General features: G+C 75.2%; 21 protein-coding genes. 10 read left to right on the top strand and 11 right to left on the bottom strand.

Going from position 1 to position 23,755, the window contains the following annotated elements; translation table 11 throughout:
• Positions 1-7 precede the first annotated feature (7 nt).
• Positions 8-673, top strand: a complete 666-nt coding sequence (locus ABFX46_RS15750) for a DUF1707 SHOCT-like domain-containing protein (RefSeq protein ID WP_346042868.1) — start codon at positions 8-10, stop codon at positions 671-673.
• Between the two features lie 3 nt (positions 674-676).
• Here ABFX46_RS15750 and ABFX46_RS15745 read toward each other — a convergent pair whose 3' ends face one another.
• Complete coding sequence (locus tag ABFX46_RS15745) at positions 677-1,372, bottom strand: TetR/AcrR family transcriptional regulator (RefSeq protein ID WP_346042866.1); 696 nt, start codon at positions 1,370-1,372, stop codon at positions 677-679.
• A 129-nt stretch (positions 1,373-1,501) separates the two neighbouring features.
• Here ABFX46_RS15745 and ABFX46_RS15740 point away from each other — a divergent pair, with 129 nt between their 5' ends.
• Positions 1,502-2,515, top strand: coding sequence for an alcohol dehydrogenase catalytic domain-containing protein (locus ABFX46_RS15740; RefSeq protein WP_346042865.1), 1,014 nt, complete (start codon positions 1,502-1,504; stop codon positions 2,513-2,515).
• Here the strand turns inward: ABFX46_RS15740 and ABFX46_RS15735 are convergent.
• Both ABFX46_RS15735 and ABFX46_RS15730 read right to left on the bottom strand, forming a co-directional pair.
• A complete protein-coding gene (locus ABFX46_RS15735) occupies positions 2,499-3,899 on the bottom strand; it encodes an amidase (protein ID WP_346042863.1) in 1,401 nt (466 codons plus the stop codon). The two genes, ABFX46_RS15740 and ABFX46_RS15735, sit on opposite strands and share 17 nt — an antisense overlap.
• A 2-nt stretch (positions 3,900-3,901) precedes the next feature.
• Positions 3,902-4,900, bottom strand: coding sequence for a D-2-hydroxyacid dehydrogenase (locus tag ABFX46_RS15730; protein ID WP_428831265.1), 999 nt, complete (start codon positions 4,898-4,900; stop codon positions 3,902-3,904).
• A 307-nt stretch (positions 4,901-5,207) separates the two neighbouring features.
• On the opposite strand from ABFX46_RS15730, the gene ABFX46_RS15725 reads away from it, so the two are divergent.
• The 6 genes from ABFX46_RS15725 (at position 5,208) to ABFX46_RS15700 (ending at position 10,617) form a co-directional block, all read left to right on the top strand.
• The gene (locus tag ABFX46_RS15725) at positions 5,208-5,690 is read left to right on the top strand and encodes a DUF3830 family protein (protein ID WP_346043191.1); all 483 of its coding nucleotides are present in this window, start codon (positions 5,208-5,210) and stop codon (positions 5,688-5,690) included.
• Positions 5,691-5,706: 16 nt separating this feature from the next.
• Positions 5,707-6,468, top strand: coding sequence for a maleate cis-trans isomerase family protein (locus tag ABFX46_RS15720; protein ID WP_163052827.1), 762 nt, complete (start codon positions 5,707-5,709; stop codon positions 6,466-6,468).
• 44 nt (positions 6,469-6,512) lie between these two features.
• Positions 6,513-7,349: a maleate cis-trans isomerase family protein gene (locus ABFX46_RS15715; protein ID WP_346042861.1), complete on the top strand. Its 837-nt coding sequence runs from the start codon at positions 6,513-6,515 to the stop codon at positions 7,347-7,349.
• A gap of 17 nt (positions 7,350-7,366) precedes the next feature.
• Entirely contained in the window at positions 7,367-8,032 is a 666-nt protein-coding gene (locus ABFX46_RS15710; RefSeq protein ID WP_131939781.1) for a GntR family transcriptional regulator, read from the top strand.
• Between the two features lie 76 nt (positions 8,033-8,108).
• Positions 8,109-9,362, top strand: coding sequence for an aspartate aminotransferase family protein (locus tag ABFX46_RS15705; RefSeq protein WP_346042860.1), 1,254 nt, complete (start codon positions 8,109-8,111; stop codon positions 9,360-9,362).
• 115 nt (positions 9,363-9,477) lie between these two features.
• Positions 9,478-10,617 carry an acyl-CoA dehydrogenase family protein gene (locus tag ABFX46_RS15700; protein WP_346042859.1) on the top strand — a complete coding sequence of 380 codons (1,140 nt, stop codon included), beginning with the start codon at positions 9,478-9,480 and terminating at the stop codon, positions 10,615-10,617.
• A gap of 89 nt (positions 10,618-10,706) precedes the next feature.
• Here the strand turns inward: ABFX46_RS15700 and ABFX46_RS15695 are convergent, their stop codons facing one another.
• The 3 genes from ABFX46_RS15695 to ABFX46_RS15685 form a co-directional block, all read right to left on the bottom strand.
• Positions 10,707-11,549: an esterase/lipase family protein gene (locus tag ABFX46_RS15695; protein WP_346042858.1), complete on the bottom strand. Its 843-nt coding sequence runs from the start codon at positions 11,547-11,549 to the stop codon at positions 10,707-10,709.
• A 190-nt stretch (positions 11,550-11,739) separates the two neighbouring features.
• Positions 11,740-12,885 (bottom strand): CaiB/BaiF CoA transferase family protein, encoded by a 1,146-nt coding sequence (locus ABFX46_RS15690; protein ID WP_346042857.1) that lies wholly within the window; start codon positions 12,883-12,885, stop codon positions 11,740-11,742.
• A gap of 77 nt (positions 12,886-12,962) precedes the next feature.
• Positions 12,963-14,462 (bottom strand): hypothetical protein, encoded by a 1,500-nt coding sequence (locus ABFX46_RS15685; RefSeq protein WP_346042856.1) that lies wholly within the window; start codon positions 14,460-14,462, stop codon positions 12,963-12,965.
• 392 nt (positions 14,463-14,854) lie between these two features.
• Here ABFX46_RS15685 and ABFX46_RS15680 point away from each other — a divergent pair, with 392 nt between their 5' ends.
• On the top strand, positions 14,855-16,474 hold the full coding sequence (locus ABFX46_RS15680; protein ID WP_346042854.1) for a serine/threonine-protein kinase: 1,620 nt from the start codon (positions 14,855-14,857) through the stop codon (positions 16,472-16,474).
• A 33-nt stretch (positions 16,475-16,507) separates the two neighbouring features.
• Here ABFX46_RS15680 and ABFX46_RS15675 read toward each other — a convergent pair whose 3' ends face one another.
• From ABFX46_RS15675 to ABFX46_RS15665, 3 genes are all read right to left on the bottom strand, one after another.
• Positions 16,508-18,556 carry a fibronectin type III domain-containing protein gene (locus ABFX46_RS15675; RefSeq protein WP_346042852.1) on the bottom strand — a complete coding sequence of 683 codons (2,049 nt, stop codon included), beginning with the start codon at positions 18,554-18,556 and terminating at the stop codon, positions 16,508-16,510.
• Between the two features lie 118 nt (positions 18,557-18,674).
• The gene (locus tag ABFX46_RS15670) at positions 18,675-19,610 is read right to left on the bottom strand and encodes a threonine ammonia-lyase (RefSeq protein WP_346042851.1); all 936 of its coding nucleotides are present in this window, start codon (positions 19,608-19,610) and stop codon (positions 18,675-18,677) included.
• Positions 19,607-19,810: a hypothetical protein gene (locus ABFX46_RS15665; RefSeq protein ID WP_346042849.1), complete on the bottom strand. Its 204-nt coding sequence runs from the start codon at positions 19,808-19,810 to the stop codon at positions 19,607-19,609. Before ABFX46_RS15665 ends, ABFX46_RS15670 begins: the two co-directional genes overlap by 4 nt.
• A gap of 18 nt (positions 19,811-19,828) precedes the next feature.
• Here ABFX46_RS15665 and ABFX46_RS15660 point away from each other — a divergent pair, with 18 nt between their 5' ends.
• Complete coding sequence (locus tag ABFX46_RS15660; RefSeq protein ID WP_163063925.1) at positions 19,829-20,467, top strand: hypothetical protein; 639 nt, start codon at positions 19,829-19,831, stop codon at positions 20,465-20,467.
• Here ABFX46_RS15660 and ABFX46_RS15655 read toward each other — a convergent pair.
• Positions 20,448-22,628 carry a transglutaminase TgpA family protein gene (locus ABFX46_RS15655; protein ID WP_346042847.1) on the bottom strand — a complete coding sequence of 727 codons (2,181 nt, stop codon included), beginning with the start codon at positions 22,626-22,628 and terminating at the stop codon, positions 20,448-20,450. The genes ABFX46_RS15660 and ABFX46_RS15655 overlap by 20 nt on opposite strands.
• Entirely contained in the window at positions 22,625-23,755 is a 1,131-nt protein-coding gene (locus tag ABFX46_RS15650) for a DUF58 domain-containing protein (protein ID WP_346042846.1), read from the bottom strand. Before ABFX46_RS15650 ends, ABFX46_RS15655 begins: the two co-directional genes overlap by 4 nt.

The raw sequence follows: 23,755 nt of genomic DNA, 5'->3' as shown, positions 1-23,755 counted from the left end.
TTCGGGCATGACGAACCTCCCCGACCACGCCGGGACGCCCGGAGCGCCGGAGATGCGAGCCGCCGACGCCGACCGGGAGCGGGTCGCGCAGGTGCTGCGCGACGCGGCCGGCGACGGGCGGCTGACGCTGGACGAGCTGGACGAGCGGCTCGACGCGGTGTACGCGGCGAAGACGTACGGGGAGCTGGCGCCGCTCACCCGCGACCTGCCCGCGGCGGGGACGTCCGCGCCGCCCGTGCCGCTCGGCGGGACGGACTGGCGGCCGGTCGAAGGCGCCCCGTCCTGGAAGCTCGGCATCGGGATCATGAGCGGGTTCAACCGCACCGGCGTGTGGAACGTGCCCCGCACGTTCACCGCCTTCGCGTTCTGGGGCGGCGGCAAGATCGACCTCCGCGAGGCCCGGTTCACCGAGGGCCAGGTCACGATCCGCTCACTGGCGATCATGGGCGGGTTCGAGATCATCGTGCCGGACGACATCACCGTGCACGTCAAGGGCCTCGGCATCATGGGCGGCTTCGACCAGCGGGCGAGCGGCCCCGGCGTACCCGGCTCCCCCACGGTCGTGGTGAAGGGGTTCGCGTTCTGGGGCGGGGTCGGAGTGAAGCGCCGCAGGCGCAAGGCCGAGAAGCGCGCGGAGCGCGAACGCCGCGGGCAACTGGAGCAGGGCGAGTAGTGCTCAGCGCCGCCCGGCGGCGATGCGGTCGAGCCATTCGGCGAGCATCGCCGACTCCGTGGCGGTCAGCGCCGGGGGCGGGTCGGCGGCCAGCGCGGCGCGCAGGGCGACCGCGCGGGCGGCGGACGAGACGCCGCCGTCCGCCGGCTCCGCGTCCGGGACGGTGATCGCGGCCAGCACCGCCTCGCGCGTCCGGACCGACAGCTCGCCGTCGCCACCGCCGGAGATGAGCGCCAGCACGACCCCGACCCCGGCGGCGTGGATCATCCGGGCGGCGGCCTCGACGGAGACGCCGAGCCGCCCGGCGCGGGCCACGGCCTCCACCAGCCCGGTCAGGATGCGGTGCGCCTCCGCCGCGACGGGCGGCGTCCGGGGCGTGCCGTACATCAGCGTGTAGAACGCGGGGTGCGTGCGGCCGAACTCGACGTGCAGGTCCCAGCCCTGGCGCAGGTCGTCGACCGGGTCGCCGGTGGGCGGCTGGGCGCGCTTGCTCTCCAGGTACTGCTCGAACCCGTGCGCGGCGACGGCGTCGAAGAGCCCCCGCTTGTCGCCGAAGTGGTGGTACAGGGTCGGCGCCCCGATCCCGGCGGCGGTGCACACGGCACGCGTCGAGACCGGTTCGCCGTCCGCCTCGGTGAGCAGCCTGGCGGCCGCGCGGACGATCCGGTCCCGCGTGTCGAGGTCCTTCTGAGCAGTCACAACATCGATGTTACAGAGATTTGGCGAACAACGCTATGCGCGAGGGTGTAACGTCACTATAGTCATCGCTATATCGACGATACGGCGACCGTCCCCGGCCGCCGTCGAACCACGAGAGGGGATGCGCCCATGCGCAGCGCCGTTCTGTCCGCCGCCGGCAAGCCGCTGGAGATCGTCGAGCGCACGGTGCCGGAGCCCGGCCCCGGCGAGATCCTGGTCAAGGTCACCGCGTGCGGAATGTGCTACTCCGAGGTCAACCACCTGCGCGGCCACTACCCGTTCGGGACGTTTCCCGCCGTCCCCGGGCACGAGATCAGCGGCGTCGTGGCCGCGCTCGGCGAGGGCGTCGGCTTCCCCGCGGTCGGCACCCCGGTCGGCACCGGCTGGATCTACGGGTCCTGCGGCCACTGCGACCAGTGCGTCCGCGGCGACCAGATCCTGTGCACCGGGGCGCCCAAGCAGGTCACCGGCGTCACCACCGACGGCGGCTACGCCGAGTACTTCGTCGGCCGGGCCGGGTTCGTCACCCCGCTGCCGGACGGCCTGGACCCGGTGGCCGGCGCGCCGCTGATGTGCGCCGGGATCACCGCGTTCAACGGGCTCCGGCACGCCGGCGCCGCCGCCGGATCGCGGGTCGCGGTGCTCGGCACCGGCGGCGTCGGCACGATGGCGCTCCGGTTCGCCGCCGCGATGGGCGCCCGCGTCGCCGTCGTGTCCCGGTCGCGCCGCGCCGAGAAGCAGGCGCTGGACGGTGGCGCCGAGGAGTTCATCGCGACCGCCGAGCAGGACCCGGCCGAGGCCCTGAAGGCGTGGGGCGGCGCGGACGTGGTCGTCAACACCGCGCCCGACACCGCCACGGGGCTCGCCGCGTTCGGCGGCCTGCGCCCGAACGGCGCCCTGCTCTACCTCGGCATGGGCGCCGAGAACGTGAGCGTGCCGCCGGCCGCGCTCGTGATGAACCGGATCCGGGTGATGGGCGTGCCCTCCGGATCGCCGCACGACCTGCGCGACACGCTCGACTTCGCGGTGGCGCACGGGATCGTCCCCGAGGTCGCGCCGGTCGCGCTGGACGAGGCGCCGCGCGTCCTCGCCGCGATGGACCGCGGCGAGCACCACGGCCGCGCCGTCATCGCCTTCGGGTGAACCGCTTCCACGGACGGGCCTGCTCGTACGCCGCGCAGGCGGCCATGACCAGGGCGTCGGCGTGCCGGGCGCCGACCACCTGGAGGCCGATGGGCAGGCCGTCCGCGGTGAATCCGCACGGCAGGCTCGCGGCGGGCAGCTGGGTCATGTTGAACGGGTAGGTGAACGGGGTCCAGCCCGTCCAGCGGGGGGACGGGGAGCCCGCCGGCGCCTCCCGGCCGGCCTCGAACGCGGCGATCGGCATCGTCGGCGTGAGCAGCAGGTCGTACCGCTCGTGGAACAGGCCCATCCGGCGCCCGAGCTCCATGCGGCGGGCCGTGGCGGTGAGGTACTCGACGGCCGAGTACCGCGCGCCCTGCTCGCAGATCTCCCGCAGGCCCGGGTCGAGCCGTGCCCGGGCCTCGGGCGCCAGGTGCTCGACGACCTTGGCGGCGCCCGCGAACCACAGGACCTCGAACTCCTCGACCGGGTCGCCGCCGAGCCCCGGGTCGGCCTGCTCGACCTTCGCCCCGAGCTCGGTGAAGAACTCCGCGGCGGCCGCCACGGACGCCGCGACCTCCGGGTCGACCTTCGCGAAGCCGAGGTCGGGGCTGAACGCGACCCGCAGGCCGGTCACGTCGTGCGCGCCGCCCTCGGCGAAGGGCACGTCCGGCGGCGGCAGCGCCGACCAGTCCCGGCCGTCGGCGCCGCACACGGCGTCGAGCAGCAGCGCCGCGTCCGCGACCGTGTTCGTCATCGGGCCGGTGTGCGCGAGCGTCCCGAACGGGCTCGCCGGGTAGTGCGGGATGCGGCCGTAGGTCGGCTTGATCGTGAAGATGCCGGTGAACGCGGCGGGGATGCGCACCGAGCCGCCGCCGTCGGTGCCGAGCGCGAGCGGCGCCATGCCCGCCGCGACGGCCGCCGCCGCGCCGCCGGACGACCCGCCCGGCGTGCGGGACGGGTCCCACGGGTTGCGGGTGACGCCGGTGAGCGGGTTGTCGGTGACGCCCTTCCACGCGAACTCCGGCGTGGTCGTCTTGCCGACGAACACCGCGCCCTGCTCGCGGAGCCGCGCCACGGCCGGGGAGTCCTCGTCCCAGGGGCCCGCCGGGTCGATGGTCGTGGAGCCGCGCAGCGTGGGCCAGCCGCGGGTGAGCAGGACGTCCTTGATGGAGACGGGCACGCCGTCGAGCGGTCCGAGCACCGTGCCGCGCGCCCGGCGGTCCGCCGCCGCGCGGGCCATGTCGAGCGTGGTCTCCTCGTCGACGAGGCAGAACGCGTTGAACTCCGGATCGTCGCGCGCGATGCGGGCGAGGACGGCCTCGGCGGCCTCGACCGGGGAGAGCGTCCCCGCCTCGTACCCGGCCAGCAGTTCGGTGGCGGTCAGATCGGCCGCGTCGCTCATGGCTACCCCCTCTGGTTGGACCCGACATAGCCGAGCCGCTTGTCCACCACGTTGCGCAGCGGGCGGCCCGAGGCGTACCGGCCGAGGTTGTCGGTGAACAGCCGGACGAGCTCGTCCCGCCAGCCGACCACGTCCCCGGACATGTGCGGGGAGACGACGACGCCGGGCATCTCCCAGAGGGGGGAGGACGGCGGCAGCGGCTCGTCCTCGAACACGTCCAGCGCGGCGCCCGCGATCCGGCCGCCGCGCAGCGCCTTGACGAGGTCGGGCTCGGCGACCAGCCCGCCCCGCCCCACGTTGATCAGCCGCGCGGTCGGGCGCATCCGGTCCAGCGCGGCGGCGTCGATCATGCCGCGGGTCCGCGGGGTCAGCGGCGCGGCGAGCACGACGTAGTCGGCCTCGGCGAGCGCCTCGTCCAGCCGCTCCATCGGCAGGACGGTGCCGAGGTCGGGGTCGGCCTCGCGGGCGGTGCGGCCGGCGCCGGTGACGGCGAGCCCGGCGGCGGTGAGGCGGCGGCCGATCGCGCGGCCGATCGGCCCGGTGCCGACGACGAGCGCGCGGGCGCCGGTGATCCGCTCGGTCTCCCGGTGCCGCCAGCGGCGCTCGTCCTGCAGCCGGAAGGTCGTGCGGAGGTCCTTGGCGAAGGCGAGCACCAGCCCGAGGACGTACTCGGCGATCGGCTCGTCGAAGATCCCTCGCGAATTGGTGACGATCGTGTGGCCCTCGACGAGGGCCGGGAACAGCAGCCGGTCGACGCCGGCGCTCGCGATGTGCACCCAGCCCGGCCCGCCGGAGGCCGGCCACGCGCCCGCGAGCGCGTCCGAGAGGAAGTCCCACATGAAGACGGCGTCGGCGCCGGGAAGGGCCTCTGCCAGGTCTTTCTCGGTCACGTAGCGCACCCGCGCGAGGGCCTCGGCCGCCTCCATGCCGCGCGGGTGGACGTCCCCCACCAGGACCACCACGTCCGCCGGCCCTCCGGCCGCATGCTGAACAGGCTCCATCGGCGTCACTTCCGGGGTGTGCGGAGTTTACGAGAAGGCAACTCGGGGAGGCATTGACACGCTAGGAAGCGTTCGTAGGATTGTCAACAATCAGCGCGATGCACCGCGGCCCACGGCTCACCGCTCTGAGATGTGCTGCAAGACCGTCGCAACCGTTGCCCATGCACAGGCCATGACGGATCCCAGAGCGCTCTAACAGCCCCCGTCCGGGGGTGTGGGGGGTTCTCCCCCACGAACATGAGAGTCCTTCGGGTGGCGACGCTCTCGCCCACCCCTGTTCACGGGGAGGTCCAGCATGCCCAAGCTCATGACCATCACCCTGGAGCGTCGCGGCGTGTCATGCGTCGCGGAGCTGCTGGAAAAGGACGCGCCGCGGACGTGCGAGGCGGTGTGGAACTCCCTGCCCCTCGGCGGGGACGCCTACCACGCCAAGTACGCCCGCAACGAGGTCTACACGATGGTCGAACGGTTCTCCGAGGACGAGGTCGGCCTCGAGAACCCCACCGTCACCCCCATTCCGGGCGACGTCGTCTACTTCTCCTTCGCCGGCGGCATGCTCGACCGGAAGTTCAAGGAGGAGAAGAACATCCACGCGCTGCCCGGCGTCATCGACCTCGCCATCTTCTACGGACGCAACAACCTGCTGCTGAACGGCGACGTCGGGTGGGTGCCCGGCAACGTGTACGCGACGATCGTCGACGGGCTCGACCGGATGGCCGAGGCGTGCAACGACGTCTGGCGATCCGGCGGCGTCGGCGAGCGCCTCGTCTACGGCCGCGCCGAGTCCTAGAGCGGTGGCCTCGCAGATGACATTCGACCCCACGCTGGTCGTCGGCCCCGAGTTGCTGGCCCAGCACGGCATCGGGGTGGTCGCGCCGTTCGACTTCGCCCTCGACCGCGAGCTGTGGCGCTGGACGCCCGACGACGTGTCGCTGTTCATGACCCGGCTCCCGTACGTCCCCGTCCCGGTCACCGTGGAGATGGCGTCCGCGCTGTCGGACCAGTCGATCGTCCGGCAGGCGACCCGGGACGTCCTCGCGCCCGAGCCGCTCGCCGTCGCCTACGCCTGCGCGTCCGGCAGCTTCATCCGCGGCAAGGCGGGCGAGCTGGAGCTGCACGAGTCGATGATGATGGCCGGCGCCCCGGTGTCGACCACCACCTCGGGTGCGCTGGTGGAGTCGCTGCGGCTGCTGGACGTCTCGCGCATCGCGGTCGTCACCCCGTACATCGACGCGGTCACCGACCGGCTCGTGTCGTTCCTCGGCGAGTACGGCATCGAGGTCGTGTCCTCGGTCGGGATGGGGCTGCTCAGCCACATCTGGAAGGTCGGCTACGGCGAGATCGTGTCGGCGGTGTCGACGGTGGACGCCCCGGAGGCCGAGGCCGTCTTCATCAGCTGCACGAACGTCCCCACCTACGACATCATCGCGCCGCTGGAGCAGATGATCCGCAAGCCGGTGCTGACCGCCAACCAGGTGACGATGTGCTCGGCGCTGCGCGCGATGGGCCGCACCGCGGCCGGTCCCGGGCAGTCGCTGGCGCAGCTCGCGCCGACCACCGCGGCCTGACGGGAAGGGGCCCCATGATCGGCGAAGGTAGGATTGCCGGCACCATGCGGCAGAAAGCGGTGAGCGTCGGCTTCCTCTATCCGGGCTACAGCGCCGAGGACGACTATCCCGCCATCGAGCGCGCCCTGAACCGTTCGGGCGCGGGCGAGGTCAGCCTTCCGGTGGTGCACACGCTCATGCGCGAGGACGCGCACCGCGTCGACGCGCTGCTCGACATCGGCGGCGCCGACGTGCTCGGCGAGGGCGCGCGCACGCTGCGCGGCCTCGGCGTCACGGCCGCCGTGTGGGCCTGCACCAGCGGGAGCTTCGTGTTCGGCTGGGACGGCGCCGCCGCGCAGGTCGCGGGCGTGCGCGAGGCGGCGGGCGTGCCGGCGTCCAGCACGTCGTTCGCGTTCGTGCACGCCGCGCGGGCGCTCGGGCTGTCGCGGGTCGCGGTCGCCGCGACCTACCCGGCCGACGTCGCCGAGCGGTTCGCCGGCTTCCTCGGCCACGCCGGCGTCGAGGTGGTGGCGCTGTCCTGCCGGGGCATCGTCACCGCCGCCGAGGTCGGCACCCTCGGGCGCGACGAGGTGCTCGCCTTCGTCGCGGCCAACGACCATCCGGACGCCGAGGCGGTGCTGGTGCCCGACACCGCCCTGCACACCGTGTCCTGGCTCGACGAGCTGGAGGCGCGGGTCGGCAAGCCGGTCCTCACCGCCAACCAGGTGAGCGTGTGGGAGGGGCTGCGGCTCGCGTCCGGCCCCGGGGGACTCCCGCCGCGCACCGGGCTGGGCCGGCTGTTCGCCGTCCCGGCCGGCGTCCCGACCGCCGTCCCCGCCGCCGACTCCGCCGCCCCGGCCGGCGGCCCGGCCGAGCGGGGACGACATCCCTGGCAGCTATGACGAAAGGGGCCCGCGGCATGGGCCGTTTGGGTGAGCTGGAACCTGTCCCCCGCAAGTCGACCGTCGAGATCGTCTCGGACGAGCTGCGCTCGGCGATCATGTACGGGTCGCTGGAGCCCGGCGCGCAGCTCGGCGAGGCCGACCTCGCCGCGCGCCTCGGCATCAGCCGCGGCCCGCTGCGCGAGGCGATGCAGCGGCTCGTCCAGGAGGGGCTGCTGGTCAGCGAGCCGCACCGCGGGCTCTTCGTGATCACCCTGGACGAGGGGGACGTCGAGGACGTCTACCTCGCCCGGCTCGCGATCGAGCGCGAGGCCTGCAAGCTGATCATGGAGCGGAACCGCGGCGAGGCCGTGGCCCGGCTCACCGAGGCCCTCGAAGCGCTGGTGGAGGCGGCCCGGCAGCGCGACCGGGTCGCGATGAGCGACGCCGACCAGGCGTTCCACGAGGTGCTGGTCAGCTCGTCCGGCAGCCCCCGGCTGGAGCGGATGGCGCACACGCTGCTGGTCGAGACCCGGATGTGCCTGAACGCGCTGCAGGACACCTACCCCGAGCCGTCCGACCTCGTCGAGGAGCACCGCCGGCTCGTCGACGCGATCGGCGACGGCGAGGAGGAGCGGCTGCTCGGGCTCATCGAGGAGCACATGACCGACTCCATCCGCCGGCTCAGCAGCTCCCGCGCCTAGAAGGGACCCGCCCCCTGGACATCCGTTCCCGGGGGCGCCTACATTGCAGATTGTCGACAATCTACCGGAGGGACGCATGGCTACGCTGTCACCCCTGCTCAAGCAGGCCACCCCCGTCCTGGCCGAACGCGGCGAGGGCGTGTACCTCTACGACACGGCCGGCCGCCGGCACCTGGACTTCACCGCGGGCATCGGCGTCACCAACACCGGCCACTGCCATCCGCGGGTGGTGGAGGCGGCGCGGGAGCAGGTCGGCAGGCTCGTCCACGGCCAGTACACGACCGTCATGCACGAGCCGCTGCTGCGGCTCGTCGACGCGCTCGGCGACGTCCTGCCGGACGGCCTGGACTCGCTGTTCTTCCTCAACAGCGGCAGCGAGGCCGTCGAGGCGTCCATCCGGCTGGCCCGGCACGCCACCGGCCGCCCGAACATCGTCGTCTTCCACGGCTCCTTCCACGGCCGGACGATGGGCGCCGCCGCCCTCACCACGGCCGGCACGAAGTTCCGCGCGGGCATCGGCCCGCTGATGCCGGGCGCGGCCATCGCGCCGTTCCCGCAGGCGTACCGGTACGGGTGGACGGAGGAGGAGGCGACCCGGTTCGCGCTCCGCGAGCTGGACTACCTGCTCGTGACCGCGAGCCCCGCGTCCGACACCGCGGCGTTCGTCGTCGAGCCCGTCCTCGGCGAGGGCGGCTACATCCCGGCGCCGCCCGCGTTCCTGGAGGGGCTGCGGGAGCGCGCCGACCGCCACGGCATCCTGCTGATCATGGACGAGGTGCAGACCGGGTACGGCCGCACCGGCCGGTTCTGGGGCCACGAGCACTCGGCCGCGCGCCCCGACGTCCTCATCACCGCCAAGGGCCTGGCCAGCGGCTTCCCGCTGTCGGCGATCGCGGCGCCGACCGCGCTCATGGAGAAGGCGCGGCCCGGCTCGCAGGGCGGCACCTACGGCGGCAACGCCGTCGCGTGCGCGGCGGCGCTGGCGACGCTCCGGGTCGTCCAGGACGAGGACCTCGTCGGCAACGCCGCCCGGCAGGGCGCCCGGCTGAACGACGGGCTGCGCAAGGTCGCCGCCGACCACCCGGAGATCGGCGACGTGCGGGGGCTCGGCCTGATGCAGGCCAGCGAGTTCACCACGCCGGACGGCGAGCCCGACGCGGCCGCCGCGCAGCGGGCGCACCGGGCCGCCACCGAGCGCGGCCTGCTGCTGCTGACCTGCGGCGCGCACGGGAACGTCGTCCGGATGATCCCGCCGCTGATCGTCACCGGGGAGCAGATCGACGACGCCCTCGGGCTCTGGTCCGAGGCGGTCGCGGACGCGGCCGGCTGACCGCCCGGCGGGGGGCGGCGCGTCCGGGGCGAGGCCGGACGCGTCGCCCCTCGCTCGGCCGCGCCCCCGCCTGCTGTTAGATTCCGAATCCGGTTCTGACATCGAGGAGGCGGCGTTGCGCCCCTGGCACACCCCCGAGCGCGCGGAGCTGCGCCGGCTCGTCCGCGACTTCACGGCCCGGGAGATCGTCCCGCATCTCGCCGAGTGGGAGGACGCGGGCGAACTCCCCCGCGCCCTGCACGCGCGGGCCGCCGAGGCGGGGCTGCTCGGCGCCGGGTTCCCGGAGAAGGCCGGCGGGTCCGGCGGGGACCTGTTCGACGCGCTGATCGTCGCCGAGGAGATCATCCAGTCGGGCGGCTCCGGCGGCGTCGTCGCGTCGCTGTTCACGCACGGGATCGCGCTGCCGCACATCATCGCGTCCGGCGACGACGCCCTGATCGACCGGTTCGCCCGGCCGGTGCTCGCCGGCGAGGCGATCGGCGCGCTCGGCATCACCGAGCCCGGCACCGGCTCCGACGTCGCGGGCATCCGCACCACCGCCGTCCGCGACGGCGACCACTACGTCGTCAACGGCGCCAAGCTGTTCATCACCTCGGGCGTGCGCGCGGACTTCGTCACCACGGCGGTGCGGACGGGCGGGCCCGGCTTCGACGGCATCTCGCTCCTGGTGATCGAGAAGGGCGCGCCGGGGTTCACGGTGTCCAGGCCGCTGCGCAAGATGGGCTGGCTCTGCTCCGACACGGCGGAGCTGGCGTTCAGCGACGTCCGCGTGCCGGCGGCGAACCTGGTCGGCGCGGAGAACAGCGGGTTCCTGCAGATCGTGGAGAACTTCGTGACCGAGCGGCTGTCCCTCGCCGTCCAGGCGTACGCGACGGCGCAGCGCTGCCTGGACCTCACCCTCGGCTGGGTCCGGGAGCGGGACACCTTCGGCCGCCCGCTCGCGTCCCGGCAGCTCGTCCGGCACAAGATCGCCGAGATGGCGCGGCGGACGGACGTGGCCCGCACCTACACCCGGGCGGTCGCCGAGCGGTACGCGGCGGGCGAGGACGTGCTCACCGAGACCGCCTACGCCAAGAACACCGCCGTCCTCGCCTGCGAGCACGTCGTGCACGAGGCCGTCCAACTGCACGGCGGCATGGGCTACATGCGCGAGTCGGAGGTGGAGCGCCACTACCGCGACGCCCGCATCCTCGGCATCGGCGGCGGCACCAACGAGATCATGAACGAGATCGCCGCCAAGCGCCTCGGCCTCTAGCCGGGGCTTCGGACCCGGCGGACGGCGCCCGGTGGTGAAAGGGGAGGCCACCGGGCGCCGCCGTGTCCGGGCGGGCTCGTGTCGGGCGGTCAGCCGAGCGGGTTGCCGCAGTCGATGGGCCAGTAGGGGCCCCAGATGTCGAGCGAGTTCAGCACGAACTTGATCGCCACCGGGTCGAAGGCGATGCCGACGTGCGCGTTGGTGTCGTTCGCGCACTTGTCCTGCAGCAGGACGTTCTGCGCGTTCGAGCCGTTGAGGAACGCCGAGGTGTAGGGCGTGACGACCTCGTCGTACTTGGTGGCGAGGACGATGTAGGTCGGGCCGGGCACCGTGTCGCCGCCCGCGTTGAGGTTCTTCAGGAAGTCGGAGTCGGTGATCTGCTGGCCCGCCGCCGGCGCGGCCTTCACCACCGCCTGCGTGATGCCGAGCAGGCTGCCGAGCTGCACGAGCCCCGACAGGCTCGTGCCGTGGTTGGACGGGACGAGCCCGACGAGCTTGTTCACCTTCGCCGCCCCGCCCAGGAACTTCATGTAGTACCGGGGCATCATGCCGCCCTGCGAGTGCCCGACCATGTCGACCTTGGACGCGCCCGTCGAGGCGAGCACCCTGTCGACGAATACCGACAGTTCCCCGGCCGAGTCGGCGATGTCGTAGATCCCCTGAATGGGGCCGTCCTCGGGGCCGCCGTAATTGAGGGCGTAGACGCAGTATCCGGCCTTCTTCAGCGCCGGGGAGAGTTTCTGCCAGTTGAACGCCATGTTCTCGAACGTCCCGTGCACGAGCACGACCGGCCGCGGATGCCAGAACGACGGCTTGCAGTTCCAGTCGTTGGCGCCGTCCGGGCTGGTCTCGGCGTGCGCGGCGGGCGCGACCACGCCGGCCGCGCCGAGTGCCGCGGTGACCGCCCAGGCCCGGAGTCGTCTGAAACGCATGAGCATCTCCCTCGTGAGGGCACGCCGAAAAGAGGCCGCGGCCCGCGCGCGGAACGCCGGGCCCGGCCGCTCGTCACCGTGGTGATCGGGGTGGAGTGCCCACAACGTACGACCGCTCCCCGGCCCGGTCTTGTGGGACGACCGCCGGTTACACGGGAGAAATTGTCAGCCGACTCACAATGGGCCGGAATCAGGCCTGGGTGACGGCGCCTTCCTTCAGGAGCGCGTCGGCGTCGTCGAAGCCGAGGTCGGCCAGGATGGCGCGGCTGTGGCCGCCGGGCAGGGCGGGGACGCCGTCGGTCGCGCCGGGGGTCCGGGAGAAGCGGGGCGCCGGGGCGGGCTGGCGGTGCCCGGCCAGGTCGGGGAAGACGTCGCGGGCCGTGTTGTAGGGGTGCTCGGCGGCCTCGGTCATGGACAGCACGGGGGCCACGCAGGCGTCGCTGGGGACGAAGACGTCCGTCCACTCGTCGCGGGTCCGCGTCTTGAAGACGGCCGCGAAGCGCTCGCGCAGGACCGGCCAGCCGGCGCGGTCGTGCTGGTGCGGGAGGTCCTCGCCGTCGAGGCCGATGAGGCGCAGGAACTCGGCGTAGAACTGGGGCTCGATGGCGCCGACGGCCATGTGCCGCCCGTCGGAGGTCTCGTAGACGTCGTACCAGGGGGCGCCGGTGTCGAGCATGTTGACGCCGCGGCGGTCCTCCCACATGCCGCCCGCGAGGAAGCCGTGGATGAAGGTGGACAGGTGGGCGGTGCCGTCCACGATGGCGGCGTCGACGACCTGGCCGCGCCCGCTGGTCTTGGACTCCAGCAGCGCGGACAGCACGCCGACGATCAGGTACATGCTGCCGCCCGCGAAGTCGCCGAGCAGGTTCATCGGGACCTGCGGCGGGCCGCCGGCGCGGCCGATGGCGTGCAGCGCGCCGGTGACGGCGATGTAGCCGACGTCGTGGCCGGCGGTGTGCGACAGCGGGCCCTCCTGGCCCCACCCGGTCATCCGGCCGTAGACGAGCCGCGGGTTGCGGGCGAGGCAGTCGTCGGGGCCGACGCCGAGGCGCTCGGTGACGCCCGGCCGGAACCCCTCGATGAGAACGTCGGACTTCTCGGCCAGGCGCAGGACGACCTCGCGGCCCCGCTCGCTCTTCAGGTCGACGGCGATCGACCGCTTGCCGCGGTTGCTGAAGTCGGTGCCGCCGGTCACCTGCCCCTCCCGCACGGCGGAGGCGCGGTCGACGCGGATCACGTCGGCGCCGAGGTCGGCCAGCAGCATCGCGGCGACCGGGCCGGGTCCGATCCCGGCCAGCTCGACCACCCGTACTCCGGACAGCGGCCCCTTGCCCATCTGCGACTCCCTGAATCTCGTTCGGTGCCCTCCCAGTGTGCACCATTCGGGTAAGCGCGCGCTGACTCGGGCTCGGTTCAGCGGGCGGTCAGGGCGACCGGCGTGCGCGGGGTCCCGGTGGCGACGAGCAGCCGCTTGCGGGTGGTCGAGCGGCGGACGCCGTCGGCGTGCGGGACGAGGCCGCGCCCGGCGGCGGCCAGGTAGTACCAGCGGTCGGAGGGGGCCTGCCACCACGTCCCGCTGACCGGGCGCCCGGCGTCGCAGGCGCCCGTGGGCCGGGCCTTCGCGCCGAGCAGCGTGGCCTGGGCCGTGCTGCCGCCGGCCGCGTAGGCGAGGCGGGTGCACACCCAGTCGGCGGACCCGCCGCCGTGCGGCAGCCTCCCGGACCAGAAGTCGAACGCCATCGCCTCCGCCACCGGCCGCGCCGGGCGGGGCGTCGCGCAGGCCAGCCGGTCCCACACCCTGCGGCCCTCCTTGCCGAGGCGCTCGGGCTCCTGGGCGCGCGGGCGCCACGCGGGCGAGTGGTGGGTGAGGACGGCGGCGCGCGGGCCGCCGAGGTCGCCGACCGTCCGGGAGCCGAGGTGGAACAGCGGGCCGCGCCCGCAGCCGGTGCCCGCGCGGACGGGCGCGGTCACGCCGCCGGACACGGCCAGCCGCTCCCCGTCGAGGGTCTCGGGCCGGGAGTCCCAGGGGGCGAGGAGGTAGCGCCCGCCGCCGAGGGCGATCGGGGCGGACGGGCCGGTGCCGGCCGGGAACACGTCCAGGCGCCCGGGGGTGTAGCGGGCCAGCCGGTCGCCGCGGCGCAGGACGGCGAGCGGCGTGCCGTCCGGGCGGCCCGCGTACAGGAGCTGGGCGGTGCCGCCCGCGGCGCCCCTCTCCTGTGCCCGGTGGCCGCCGGACGCGTCCGCCCAGGCGCCGGCGGCGCGCCGGACGAACGCCCGGTCGCCGGCGAGGTCGCCGCGCGCGGGCCACGCGTCGAGGGTGCGGGCGCCGCGCGTCCAGGCGTCCGGGGCGGCGGACACGAGCCGCGGCGCCCGCGCGGACGCCTCCCGGGCGTCGCCGTGCTCGGTCGCGACGAGCGCGCCGACGAGCCCGGCGGTGAGGACGGCGGCGGTCGCGAGCGGCAGCACCGACCGGTTGCGGACGGGGCGCAGCGTCTCCGGCCCGAACCGGTCGGCGCCGCGCGGCACCGGCACCCGGACGGCCTCGGCGGCGCGGATCGCCGACCACGGGTCGCGCACGCCGAGGTCGATCAGCTGGTCGCGGACCCGGTACCGGGGCAGCCCCTCGATGTGCCGGAGCACGTAGGCGGCGCGGACGTGCGGCGCGAGCCGCGACAGCGCCGCGGTGAGCGCGGGGTCGGGCAGCCGCGCGGGCAGCGCCCGCAGCCAGGGGCCGAGGCCGATCTGGAGGCGGCGGGAGGGGCGCAGCGCCCGGCGCAGCACGCGGGTGCGCCAGCGGGCGTGCCCGGCGGCGGAGCGGTCGCGGGCGCCGCGCGCGGCGCCGTCCACGATCCGGCGGGCGATCGCCAGCCGGTAGACGCGCTTCCCCCTGCCCGGCAGAACGAAATACGCCATACGGACAAGGTCCACATAAGCCGATTTCGTCGGCGGCGCTTCCGCCTCCGCCTGCGTCATGACATCTTCCGTCACGGCGGGCCACTCCCTCTGGGCCGTTCCTTCGTCGCGAAACCCGAGGTTAGAGCGCGGCGGCCGGCGCACGGCGCGGATTTGGGACAACGATTAATCAGCCCGATGGAAATGTCATCCCATTTCCGATCGCGGGGGCCACCGGAGGCGGGCGCCGCCGGGTCTTCACGCGAGGAGCCGCGCCGGATTCGTCCCCGTACTAGGCTGTTGACCTCCCCGGGAACCGTCCGGTGCCGCGTCCCATCGAACCGACGCGGCCGGACGCACGCGCCCCCGCCGCGACCGGGACACGACGAGCGACGGAGAGGGGCCCTCGGCCCATGAGCGAGGACGTCCCGGGCTACCGGGTACTGGAGCAGGTCGGCGAGGGCGGCTTCAGCGTCGTCTACCGCGCGCACCAGGAGCGCCTCGACCGGATGGTCGCGCTGAAGGTCCTGTCGGTCGGCACGGTGGACTCCGCGGCGATGCGCCGGTTCCAGCGCGAGTGCAAGATCACCGGGCGGCTGTCGGGGCATCCGAACATCGTGACCGTGCTGGACACCGGCACCACCCGCGGCGGCCGCCCCTACATCGCGATGGAGTACTTCGAGCACGGCGCGCTCACCGACCGGCTCGCCCGGGAGGGGCCGCTGCCGGTCGCGGACGTGCTGCGGATCGGGGTGAAGATGGCGGGCGCGCTCGCCGCCACCCACGAGACCGACGTCCTGCACCGGGACGTCAAGCCGCAGAACGTGCTGCTGTCGCGGTACGGGGAGCCGGCGCTCGCCGACTTCGGCATCGCCCGCCTGGTCGACTCCTTCGACGCCACGCACACCCAGGCGTTCACCCCGCACCACGCGGCGCCCGAGGTGCTGGAGGGCCGGCCGCCCGGCGTCGGCGCCGACATCTACTCGCTCGGCTCGACGCTGTACCAGCTGCTCGCCGGGCGCCCGGCGTTCAAGGGCCCGGCCGGCGAGGGCATCGCGCCGCTGATGCTGCGGATCCTGCACGAGGCGCCGCCGCCGATCCCCCGGCCGGACGTCCCGCCGCAGGTCATGGACGTCATCGCGCGCGCGATGGCGAAGGCGCCCGAGCAGCGCTTCACGACCGCCGTGGAGTTCGCGCGGGCGCTGCAGCGGACGCAGGCCGAACTCGGCCTCCCCGCCACGGACGTGGCCCACAGCGGCGGCGTCGTGACCCCCGGCCCGGCGCCCGGCCTGCCGGGGCCGCCGCTCGTCCCGGAGTGGGCGCCGACGACCGGCGACTCGCGCGCGAGCGGCGCGCACGGCGCCACCGCACCGCACACGGGGCCGACCACGCCCCACACCGGGCCGACGACGCCGCATACGGGGCCGACCGCACCGCACACCGCGCCGCCCGTGCCGTACGCCGGCGCGCCGGCCGCGCCCGCGCCGCTGCCGGGCACGGCGGAGCCGCCGTCCGGCCGGCCGCAGGACGGGCCGCGCCGGGGGCTGATCGTCGCGGCCGGCGTGGCGCTCGTGGGCGGGCTCGCGCTCGGCGCCGGGGCGCTCGCGCTCGCGAACGGCGGCGGTGACGCCAAGGGCGCCGAGGACGGGAAGCCGGCCGCGGGCCCGCCGTCCCCGGCCGCCCCGCAGGCGTCGGAGCCGCAGCCGGAGCCGGTGACGGCCGCGCAGCTCGCGGCGGCGCGCCCGCGCAAGCTCACCGCCCGGCACGCCGGCCGGGCGGTCGCGCTCGCCTGGACGCTGCCGCCCGCCGCGCGGGAGCTCCCGCTGCTCGTCCAGCGGCAGCCGGCCGGGTCGCAGCCGGTCACGACGGTCCCGGCGGGGTCGCGCTCGGCGACCGTCCCGGGCCTGCGGCCGAAGACCGCCTACTGCTTCAGGGTCGGCGCCGTGCTGCGCCTCAACCAGGGGCGCGCACCGGACGTGGCCTGGTCGGAGCGCACGTGCGTCACCAAGGGCGGGCAGCAGAGGCGGGGCTGACCGGCGGCCGGCCGGCGGGACCGGCCGGCCGGCCTACTTGCACTTCCAGACGGGCAGCCCGGCGAAGCTCTTCCAGTCGCCCGGGGTGTCGACCAGGTAGCCGATGACGTACCCGGTCGCGCCCTTGTAGGTGATCTTGGCGTACATGTCGCCGGCGAGGTTGGCGTCGTTCGGGTGCCGGTAGTAGGCGCCCTTCTCCTGGCAGTGGACGGCGACCATCTCGCCGTTGTTGTCGTGCATGGTCGCGAGGAGCTCGCCGCTGCTGTTCGCGTCGGCCGTCGGCCTGATGTAGGCGTCGGAGTTGCCGTTGCGCTCCACCGGGTAGCTCACCGCGGGCCCGGCGAGCGCGGCGGACAGGGTGGCGGCCGACCCGGTCCCGGCGCCGTTGGTCGCCGTGAGGGTGAAGGTGTAGTTGCCGTTGGTGTACACGCCGCTCAGCGTCGCGGAGGTGGCCGCGCCCGACACGGAGCCGCTGACCGGGCCGCTGTAGGCGAGCTTGTAGGTGACCGCTCCCCCGCCGGGCGGCGGGCTCCACGCGACCTCGGCCCCGGCGATGGTGGCCTTCGCCTTGAGCCCGGTCGGCGCGCCCGGCGTCACGCACGGCCGTACCGGGTCGCTGGGCGCCGACACCTGCTCGCGGGTCCGGCCGCGTCCGTCCCGGTAGCGGACGGCGACGCGGAACTGGTACTCGCGGCCGCACTCCCCGCCGCTCACGGTGAACGTGAACGGGCCGGCGCCCTGGACCGCGGACGGGCTCGCGGTCATGCCGGACGGGACGTCCTTCAGCACGTACCCGATGACGCCGTCGCCCTGCGAGGGCTGGAAGTCGACCCGCATCGTGCCCGCGCCGGGCGTGACGGAGATGTTGGACGGCGCGCTCGGCGGGTCCCCGGGGCCGGGCGGCGTCGTCGGCTGGGAGGGGGATCGCGGCGTGCGGGGCGGCGGCGGGGCCTCCGGCCCGCCGGGCAGCGGGATGGGCTGCCGGTTGCGTCCGCCGGGCACCTGGTCCTTGTACTTGTCGACGCCCTTCCCCGCGCCCTGCCGGTCGATCACGACGGCGTGCGGGCCGGACGGGTCGTTCGCCCACAGCAGCCCGTCGCGGACGAAGACGTCCAGCCGGGCCGGGCCCCCGGTCACCCGGACCGGCCGGTCGAACCGGTTGTTCGCCGAGTCGTACACGATCAGCGCCCCGGCGGTCTCGTCCGGGATGTAGACCTTCCCGCCGAGCATCTGCGGCGGCCGGTAGCGGTGCTTCGGCATCGCCAGCCGCGTGCTGGAGTACCGGCCGGTGCCGGTGTCGACGGTGACCAGCGACCCGGCGCCGGGCACCAGCAGCGGGACGGTCGTACCGTCGGTGGCGGCGGGGGCGAGGACGCCGCCGCGCCCCGCCTGCCGGACGCTCGTCGGCAGGCTCACGGTGAGCGTCGCGCCGGACGCCTTGACGACGGTGGCGGTCGCGGCGGTGGAGTTGGTGACGACCGGGTCCCCGGCGGCCATGGTGAGCGCGAGGGCGTCGCCGGGCTTGCCGACGCGGACGGGCGGCCGGAGGCGGCCGCCGGAGAACGCCGCGACCTCGCCGCTGCGCGCCACCGGCACCCAGAGCGCGCCGCGCGCGTCGATGGCGGCCTGCCCGAGGATCGGCGGCAGCGTCGCGGACGCGCCGACCGGGGCCAGGCCGACCGGGTCGATCTCCTGCACGACGCCCTTGACCGAGTCGACCGTGTACGCCTTGCCCCCGCCGGCGAGGACCTGCAGGCCCTTGCCGAGGGGGCGGCTCGTCCCGACGTCCAGCTGGGAGGGGTCGAGGCGGCTGACGACGCCGGTGTCCAGGTCGACGATCAGCACGGTGGCGCCGTCCTGGACGATCTTGATGTTGTGCCCGCGCATCTGCGGGACCACGGCGGTCTTGCCGTCGACCTTGCCGGCCGGGCCGTTGACGTGGACGACCAGGCCCTTGGACCTCGCGGTCAGCCAGGCGCCGACGTCGGCGAGCCGGTACTTGGCGCTCGCGACGCCCACCCCGTAGACGGCGGCGCCGATGACGAGCACGCCGACGAGCCCGACCGCGACCTGCCCCGTCAACCGGTCACGCCGGAACAAAGACCCCATAAACGCCATACGCACGCACGTTCACCCGCCCCGTTTCGCAGGACACCGTAGTGGGTCCCTCCGTGCGCCCGCCCGGGTTTCCCCGGATAGGTCAGTTTTCGCGTAGTGCTTCGGTATAGGTGGGAATGGTGATGTTGCGGCCCGAGACGACCACCACGAGCCGCCCGGTGACCTCCACCTGACCGGCGAGAACGGCGGCGAGGCCCGCGGCGCCCGCGCCCTCGGCGACGAGGCCGTGCTCGCCGAAGAGCCGTCGCAGCGCCGTCCGGATCTGGTCATCGGTCACCGCGGTCAGCTCAGCGGTGCCGCCGATGACCTCGGGGGTCACGCAGCCGGGTTCGAGGTTGCCGGGCAGGCCGTCGGCGAACGTCTCGCCGACCTCGACCCGGACGACCCGTCCGGCCGCCACCGAGGCGGACACGCCGCGCGACACCGAGGACTCGACGCCGACGACCCGCACGTCCCCGCGCTCGCGCGCCCAGAGGCAGAGCCCGGCGAGCAGCCCGCCGCCGCCGACCGGCGCGACGACGGTGAGCGGGCCGCCGGCCTGCCGGTCGAGTTCGCGGCCGATGGTGCCCTGCCCGGCGATGACGGCGGGGTCGTTGTAGGGCGAGACGTAGTGGCCGGGCAGGGTCACCGCGTGCGCCTCGGCCTCGTCGTAGGTGAGCCCGTGCTGGACGAGCCGCACCGGGAACGCGCCGATCCTGTCGACCTTGACCCGGGACGCCCGCGTCGAGACGACCACGGTCACGTCCGCGCCGGACCGCGCGGCGGCGTAGCCCATGCCGAGGCCGTGGTTGCCCGCGCTCGCCGTCACGGCCGGGACGCCGTCCGGCAGCGCCGCGACGGCCGCGAGCGCGCCGCGCACCTTGAACGCGCCGGTCGGCTGGCACGTCTCCAGCTTCAGCAGCGCGCCGGGCGCCAGCGGGGACGGGACGAGCGGGGTGGGGTCGAGGACGGCGGACACGGCGCGCCAGGCGCGGTCCAGGTCGCCGGGGCCGGGGACGCGGACGGCCCGCGCCGTCACGGGCGCTCCCCGGCCGCCCCGCCGGCCGCCCCGCCGGCCGCCTCGCCGAGCCGCTCGTGCAGCCGGCCGCGGATCTCGTCGGGCGTGTAGGAGCGGCGGCGCCGCTCGGAGCGCACGATCACGGCGCCGGTCGCGGCGACGCCGACGAACCCGGCGACGCCGAGCGCCTTCCACAGGGTCGAGCCCTTCCACCACCTCATGCGGCTACGGTATCGATCATGCCGGGCACCAGCATCTCCCTCGATGACGCCGCCGAGCTGACCCGCACCGGGGACGTGTGGCTGTTCCGCGGCCGGACGGTCGCCGACCGCGCGATCCAGATGACGACCAACAGCCCCGTCAACCACGTCGGCATGGCGGTGGTCATCGACGACCTGCCGCCGCTGATGTGGCACGCCGAGCTGGGCCGCTCGCTGCGGGACATGTGGACGGGCGGGCACCACCGCGGCGCGCAGCTGCACGACCTGCGCGACGCCGTCCTCGCGTGGGGCAACCGGTACGGGCAGCGGGCGTGGCTGCGGCAGCTCGACCCGCCGGCGTCCCGCGCGATGGAGGACGCGGCGCTGCGCGCGGTGGCCCGGCTGGACGGCACGCCGTTCCCGTCGACCTCGAAGCTGGCGACGCGCTGGCTGCGCGGCAGGGTGCCCGTCCGGCGCCCGGCCGAGCGGGACATGAACCTGGAGACGGCGTTCTGCGCGGAGATCGTCGCGGTGACCTACCAGTCGATGGGGCTGCTGCCGAAGGGGCGGCGCCCGAACTGGTTCGACCCCGGCCGGTTCTGGAGCGGGGACGACCTGGAGCTGGAGACGGGCGCCGTGCTCGGCGGCGAGATCGCCGTCAGCGTGCCTCCCGCCTGACGGCGCGGTCCCGCAGCGACCTCGGGTGCAGGCGCCGGCGGAGGCGCCGGAGGCGTCCGGCCTTCGCCGTGACGAGCCGTCCCAGCTCGTCGGTGTGGTGCCAGGCCCGGTCGGCGGCGCCCTCGCCGGGGCGGGACGCGGCGAAGCGGCTGCGCTCGACCAGCTCGGCGAGCGGGTCCAGGTGGCCGCCGGCGTCCGCGCCGACGCTGGACGCGCCGAAGCGCGCGACCTCGTGCGCGGTCAGCGTCCGGGCCGTGGACAGGCCGACGTCGGCGAGGTGGTCGAGCGCCTGGTGCCAGGCGCCGGCGATGCGGGCGGCGGGCGTGCCCGTCCGGCGCCGCCGCCTGCGCAGGGCCGGGGCGAGGAGGACGGCGAGCAGGTAGGTGAGGACGAGCGCGCCCGCCGCGATCGAGGCGAACACCCACCACGGCGTGGGCGCCTCCTCGGCGGGAGCGGTCTTCTGCGCCTGCTGCTGCGCCGCCTTGTCCGGGCCGGGGTCGTTCTCCCGGGAGGCCGCGCTCTCCTGCGCCTGCTCCAGCTTCTGCTCGGTCTCCCCCGCCGCGACGCCCTCGTTGCCCTTGGAGGCGCGTGCGCTGTCGGGCAGCGGGTTGAACCGGATCCAGCCGAGGCGGTCGAACTTGATCTCGGGCCACACCGTGACGTCGCCGGACCGGACCTCGACGGCGCCGCCCGCCCGGCGCCCGCCCTCGAACCCCACGACGACGCGGGACGGGAGGCCGAGCGTCCGGGCGAGGAGGGCGTAGGCGGTGGCGAAGTGCTCGGGCGTGCCGCGCCTGGCCTGGCTGAGGAAGTAGTCGAGCTGCCGGTACCCGTGGCCCGGCGGCGCGGTCACGTCGTACCTGGCGTAGATCTTGAGGTAGCGGGCGAGCATCGCCGCCTTCTGCAGCGGCGTCCGCGCGCCCTTGGTCGCCGCCTCCGCGAAGCGGCGGAACTCGGCGATCTGGACGGGCGGCCGCCGCGCGCCCGGCCCCCAGGGCAGCCGCCGCGCGGCGTCCGCCTCCGGGTCGGTGGCGACGGCCGCGCCGGCCAGGTCGGCGGCCGTCCACTCGGGCACGACGGCGCCGACCCGGTACGTCCGGCCCGGCCGGAGCGGCTCCGCGACGGCGAGGGCGCCACTGCCGGGATCGACGACGACGGGCAGGCCGTCCACCCGCCGGGGGCGGTCGGGCGCCGGCACCCACACGCCGGAGAGGTCCCGGATGGTGATGCGCTGGGCGATCTCATGGCTCTTGTCCGGCCTCGGCCCCTCCGGCACGCGGCTGCCGGTGGGGACGAACCGGGCGGTGGACGACCAGGTCACCCCGTCGAAGGAGTCGAGGACGGCGAGCCGCTCGACCGCGGCGTCCCCCGAGTCGACGGTGAACATGACCTGCCCGGGGTTGAGCAGCCAGCCCCCGACGCGGTCGAGGGGGCTGACGCCGTCGCGCCGCTGCGGCGGCGGAGCCTGCACCTGGTCGCGCGGGTCGTAGGGCGCGGCGCGGACCTGGACGAGCGGGCCGGCCGCGAGGGCCAGCGCCCCGAGGGCGGCGGCGGCCGGCAGCCCGGCGGCGAGCGGCCGCCAGGCGAGGCCGGCGCCGGGGCCGTCCGCGCGGACGAGGACGAGCACGGCAATGAGCACGATGGTGGCGGCGGCGAGCGGCGCGTTCGATCCGGGGCCGTCCACGCCGAGCAGCAGCGCGGCGGCCCACGCGCCGAGCGCCGGGACGGCCGGGGCGCCGCGCAGCGCGGTGCGGAGCGCGAGTTCGGCGGACGCGAACGCCGCCGCCCACACCACGACGCTGACGAGGACGAGGAGCTCGGGTTCGGCGGGTGCGGGCAGCAGCGTGGTCAGGATCGCCTTCCACGAGCCGAGCACGCCCTCGCGGAGGGCCTGCGGCAGCGTCCCGTCGCTGAGCGCCGGCCGCAGGACGGTGAGCGACACGGTCCCCGCCCAGGCGGGCACGGTCAGCACGAGCGAGATCCACAGCGGCCACGGCCCCTTCTCGCGCGGGCCGGACAGCAGTCCGCACAGCAGCGTCGGGACGACCGCGGCGACGACGGCGACCGGGATGACGGGCCCGAGCCCGAAGACGCGCTGGAAGGCCAGGCCCGCGACGGCGGCCAGGCAGGCGGTCGCGGCGAGCGAGACGTAGCGGGTCACCGGGCGCTCCCCAGCCGCCGCCACGCTTCCGCCAGCCCGTCCAGGTCCGCGACGTCGATCATGTGGACACCGGGCGGCGGCGACGCGGGCTCGGCGGCCCTGACCCGCAGCATCACGACCCGGTCGAACCGGGCCCGGACGGACGCGATGCGCCCCAGGTCGGCGTCGCCCGCCGCGATCACGACGAGGGAGCCGCCGGCGCGCACGCCGCGCACCGCGTCCACGGCGGACCGCGGCCCCTCCTGCGTCCGGGCGGCGGTGAGCGCGTCGAGAAGGATCTCCAGGTCGTCGGGCCCGCCGCGGGTGGCGGCCAGCGGACCGGCACCGGTGAGGATCCGGACCGGGAAGCCCGCCGACGCCGCCCCGGCGGCCACGGACGCCGCCGCGTCCACGGCCAGCTCGAAGTCGTCGGGCTCGGGCCAGGACTCCGCCCGCGCCTCCAGCACGACCGTCGTCGTCGGCAGGCTCGCGTCCACGAGCCGGCGGACCATCAGCGTCCCGGTGCGGGCCGACGACTTCCAGTGGATGTGGCGCATCTCGTCGCCGACGACGTACTCGCGGAGCGCGTGGAACGTCGCCGTCCCGGCCGGGGACCGGTCGCTCGTCGGCCCCTCCAGATGGTGGGCGCGGCCGGACGGCAGCACCGGCAGCGGCACCGTCCGCGGCCGGACCAGCAGCACGCGCGGCTCGCCGTACTCGCGGACCCGGCGGGCCAGCCGCAGCGGGTCGGCCCGCACCAGCCGCAGCGGCCCCACCGGGATCTCGCCCCGCCGGGAGGTGGGCAGCGTGTACGTCACCGTGCGCGTGGCGCCGCCGCGCAGGCGGGGGATGTCGACCGCCACATCGGCCGGACCGGCCGCGTCCCGCGCGCTGAGGCCGCGCACCGCGCGCCCCTTGGCGGCCACGTGCAGGACGCCCACGGCCGGTTCACCGCGCGCCACCTTCGCGGGCGCGATCTCGCGGCCGACCTCCAGGTCCGGCTTCGGCAGCGTCCACAGCAGCGCGCCCGCCACCGCCGCGAGCCCCGCGACCGCGAGCATCGCGGGCTCCGGGTAGCCGAGCCACCAGCCCGCCGCGTACAGCGGGACCGAGACGGCCGCCGTCCCCCATCCGAGCGGCGTCAGCAC

This window comes from Actinomadura chokoriensis (assembly GCF_039529475.1).
Taxonomy (GTDB): Bacteria; Actinomycetota; Actinomycetes; order Streptosporangiales; family Streptosporangiaceae; genus Spirillospora; species Spirillospora bangladeshensis.
The sequence above is the reverse complement of the archived record's forward strand: the minus strand, read 5'-3'. Positions and strand labels throughout refer to the sequence as shown.

Excerpts from the sequence above, each read along its gene's own strand:
- ABFX46_RS15750 (WP_346042868.1), top strand. The coding sequence starts at position 8 with ATGACGAACCTCCCCGACCACGCCGGGACGCCCGGAGCGCCGGAGATG.
- ABFX46_RS15740 (WP_346042865.1), top strand. The coding sequence starts at position 1,502 with ATGCGCAGCGCCGTTCTGTCCGCCGCCGGCAAGCCGCTGGAGATCGTC.
- ABFX46_RS15735 (WP_346042863.1), bottom strand. The coding sequence starts at position 3,899 with ATGAGCGACGCGGCCGATCTGACCGCCACCGAACTGCTGGCCGGGTAC.
- ABFX46_RS15730 (WP_428831265.1), bottom strand. The coding sequence starts at position 4,900 with ATGGAGCCTGTTCAGCATGCGGCCGGAGGGCCGGCGGACGTGGTGGTC.
- ABFX46_RS15725 (WP_346043191.1), top strand. The coding sequence starts at position 5,208 with ATGACCATCACCCTGGAGCGTCGCGGCGTGTCATGCGTCGCGGAGCTG.
- ABFX46_RS15720 (WP_163052827.1), top strand. The coding sequence starts at position 5,707 with ATGACATTCGACCCCACGCTGGTCGTCGGCCCCGAGTTGCTGGCCCAG.
- ABFX46_RS15715 (WP_346042861.1), top strand. The coding sequence starts at position 6,513 with ATGCGGCAGAAAGCGGTGAGCGTCGGCTTCCTCTATCCGGGCTACAGC.
- ABFX46_RS15710 (WP_131939781.1), top strand. The coding sequence starts at position 7,367 with ATGGGCCGTTTGGGTGAGCTGGAACCTGTCCCCCGCAAGTCGACCGTC.
- ABFX46_RS15705 (WP_346042860.1), top strand. The coding sequence starts at position 8,109 with ATGGCTACGCTGTCACCCCTGCTCAAGCAGGCCACCCCCGTCCTGGCC.
- ABFX46_RS15695 (WP_346042858.1), bottom strand. The coding sequence starts at position 11,549 with ATGCGTTTCAGACGACTCCGGGCCTGGGCGGTCACCGCGGCACTCGGC.
- ABFX46_RS15690 (WP_346042857.1), bottom strand. The coding sequence starts at position 12,885 with ATGGGCAAGGGGCCGCTGTCCGGAGTACGGGTGGTCGAGCTGGCCGGG.
- ABFX46_RS15685 (WP_346042856.1), bottom strand. The coding sequence starts at position 14,462 with ATGGCGTATTTCGTTCTGCCGGGCAGGGGGAAGCGCGTCTACCGGCTG.
- ABFX46_RS15680 (WP_346042854.1), top strand. The coding sequence starts at position 14,855 with ATGAGCGAGGACGTCCCGGGCTACCGGGTACTGGAGCAGGTCGGCGAG.
- ABFX46_RS15665 (WP_346042849.1), bottom strand. The coding sequence starts at position 19,810 with ATGAGGTGGTGGAAGGGCTCGACCCTGTGGAAGGCGCTCGGCGTCGCC.
- ABFX46_RS15660 (WP_163063925.1), top strand. The coding sequence starts at position 19,829 with ATGCCGGGCACCAGCATCTCCCTCGATGACGCCGCCGAGCTGACCCGC.